The 2,699-nt window shown below is 60.8% G+C and carries 3 protein-coding genes; 1 reads left to right on the top strand and 2 read right to left on the bottom strand.

All coding sequences use genetic code 11. The features are described 5' to 3' along the window. A partial coding sequence (gene eat, locus ACE3S9_RS18080; RefSeq protein WP_374547867.1) for an ethanolamine permease occupies nt 1-1,253 on the bottom strand: 1,253 nt, incomplete at its 3' end. 668 nt (nt 1,254-1,921) lie between these two features. Between eat and ACE3S9_RS18075 the strand changes: the two genes are divergently transcribed. Further along, nucleotides 1,922-2,122: a hypothetical protein gene (locus tag ACE3S9_RS18075; RefSeq protein ID WP_374547866.1), complete on the top strand. Its 201-nt coding sequence runs from the start codon at nt 1,922-1,924 to the stop codon at nt 2,120-2,122. A 78-nt stretch (nt 2,123-2,200) separates the two neighbouring features. Here the strand turns inward: ACE3S9_RS18075 and ACE3S9_RS18070 are convergent. Continuing rightward, a partial coding sequence (locus tag ACE3S9_RS18070) for a LysR family transcriptional regulator substrate-binding protein (RefSeq protein ID WP_374547865.1) occupies nt 2,201-2,699 on the bottom strand: 499 nt, incomplete at its 5' end.

Here is a 2,699-nt window from a genome sequence, read left to right as displayed (position 1 = left end):
CCGAGCGCGATGGCCGGGAAGATCGGATAGAACGGCGTCTTGTAGGGCCGCTCCATGTTCGGCTCGCGCTTGCGCAGCGTGAACAGCGCCAGCATGCTGACGATATACATCACGATGGCGCCCAGAACCGACATGGTGACGATATTGGCGGTCAGCGACTGGCCGCCGAAGCTGCCGATCTCGTCGCTGAAAATCGCCGCGAGGCCGACCAGGCCGCCCGCGATGATCGCGCGGTGCGGGGTCTTGAAACGCGGGTGCACCTTCGCCAGGAACGGCGGCATGTAGCCGGCGCGGGCCAAGGCGAAGATCTGGCGCGAATAGCCCATGATGATGCCGTGGAACGAGGCGATCAGGCCGAACAGACCGATCCAGACCAGCATGTGCAGCCAGTTGCTGTTGTCGCCGACGATGAATTTCATCGCCTTCGGCAGCGGATCGTTGATATTGGCCAGCTGGGTCCAGTCGCCAGCGGCGCCGGCGAACAGCATCACGCCAATGGCGAGAACGACAAGCGTGATAATGCCGGCGATATAGGCGATCGGGATCGAGCGCTTCGGATCTTTCGCCTCTTCCGCCGCCATGGCGACGCCTTCAATGGCAAGGAAGAACCAGATTGCGAAGGGGATCGCGGCAAAAATGCCGGGAAGCGCGGCCGAGGAGAACGCATCCTGGCCCGACCAGCCGCCCTTGACGAAATTGGCGATGGAGAAGCCCGGCGCGACCACGCCCATGAACACGAGCAATTCGATAATGGCCAGAATGGTCACGAAAAGCTCGAAGGTCGCCGCGATCTGCACGCCGACAATGTTCATCGTCATGAAGACGAGATAGGCCGCCGCCGCCGCGAGCTTGGGATCGAGCGAGGGATATTGGACATTGAGATAGGCGCCGATGGCCAGAGCGATGGCCGGCGGCGCGAAGACGAATTCGATCAGGGTCGCAATGCCGGCGACAAAGCCGCCGAAATCGCCGAAGGCGTGGCGGGCATAGGCGAAGGGGCCGCCCGCGTGCGGGATCGAGGTCGTGAGTTCGGTGAAGCTGAAGATGAAGGTCGTGTACATCACGGCGATGAACACGGAGGTGATGAGGAAGCCCAGCGTGCCCGCCGAGGCCCAGCCATAGCTCCAGCCGAAATATTCGCCGGAAATCACGAGGCCGACGGCGATGCCCCAGAGCTGGAGCGTGCTGAGCGATTGTTTCAATTCGTGATGGGTGACGACCCCGTGGTGGTGTCCTGGTTCAAACGTTGACATAGGCTTTAGTCCTTCCTGAGCTTCAATTTCTTTTGTTTTTTCGGCTGCGCCGATTATTTTCGCGCCTTGGTCGACGCGCACGAGGAATTCCCTTGAAAGAGCCATCCACCGCCTCTTGGGAGGGTGAGGAGTGGATGGCTCCAGACACCGAACGTGGAATGTTCGGTTGGCGTCCGTGGGCGGACGGACTCCATTTCGCGTTTAACGTCGGCCTCGCCACCCCGCGCTGGAATTGGCTTTCGCCAATGCGCTCCGACGCGCGAAGTCCGATGACGGCAAGGAAGCAATGCCAAGAGTGCAGAGTAGATATGCAATTACGACACTGCTATCCGATATCGGCAGCAGGCAAAACAATTCTAAAATCCCGAAATCGCAGTACTTTTTTCGGTTTTGGAGGGCGCGGAGATTTCCATCGCCTCTCGAATCCCCGATTTCGGCAATGTCCAATTCGCCTCGACGCGGGGGTCGCGCCAAAGCGCTTCATTCCGCCATGATTTGGTTTTGCAGCGGACCATCGAGCGAGCGGCCGGCTTGAGAAGGATAGCCGCAGGCTATCGAACCTATTGTCAGCGGATATTTCAATTTCGTCGATCCCTATGGCCAAATCACTCGTGCAGAAGGGAATTGTCCCACTGCGGAACCGTAGAAAGGATCGGAACATGAAAACATTGTTCGCCATCGTCACGCTTGCGGTCGCCGGGCTTGCTTCGAACGGAGCCAACGCCGACACCGTTCATCGTCACCACCGCGCCGGCGCCAGGATCGTGAATCATATGCCCGCGACCAGCTTTCAGGGCCTTTATCAGGCTGGCGGCGTTTCCAATGATTGCGACGGGCAACGGGTTTTTGGATTTTGCCCCGTCCGCTGACGCGCGGCGCATGCGAGGGTTTCTGCGGCGCACTGGATTGACGCCGTGGGGCCCTCGTCGGCGAAGCGACGATGCGCTTCAACTTGGCTTTGATGCCGTTTCCAGTCCACGGTCCGGGCGCGGCGCCGACATCGGCGCGGCGCGCCCAATCACCACCGCCGAGTCCGGCGGCGCGTTCGCCGGCAGCGTCGGATCGCCTTTCCAGCCGATCCGCGTCGCCTCCTTAACGAGCGCCGCTACCGCGGGCGAGTGCGGGCGGCCTCGTACGGTCACGAGGTTGACCTCGCGCCATATTTCCGGATCGATCAGCGGACGGGTCACCACGCCGACGTTTGAGACGCAGGTCTCGGGCATGAAGCCAAACCCCTGGCCGGATGCGATCATGGCCAAGACCCAGTCGTCGCGTTCGCTACGGAATACGACCTCGCAATTGACGCCCTGTTCCTTGAAGAACGCGCCGACATAGCCTCTGAACTCACATCTCGCGCGGTTGACGTAACGCTCTCCGTCCAAATCGGCGACACGAATGGCGTTTCGCATTGCGAGCCTGTGCGCGGGATGCAGGACGATCATCATC

Origin of the sequence: Rhodoblastus sp., from assembly GCF_041915505.1 — a bacterium.
In the GTDB taxonomy this organism is placed as follows: Bacteria; Pseudomonadota; Alphaproteobacteria; order Rhizobiales; family Beijerinckiaceae; genus Rhodoblastus.
Note: the sequence above shows the minus strand (reverse complement) of the source record. Positions and strands in the feature narration are given on the sequence as shown.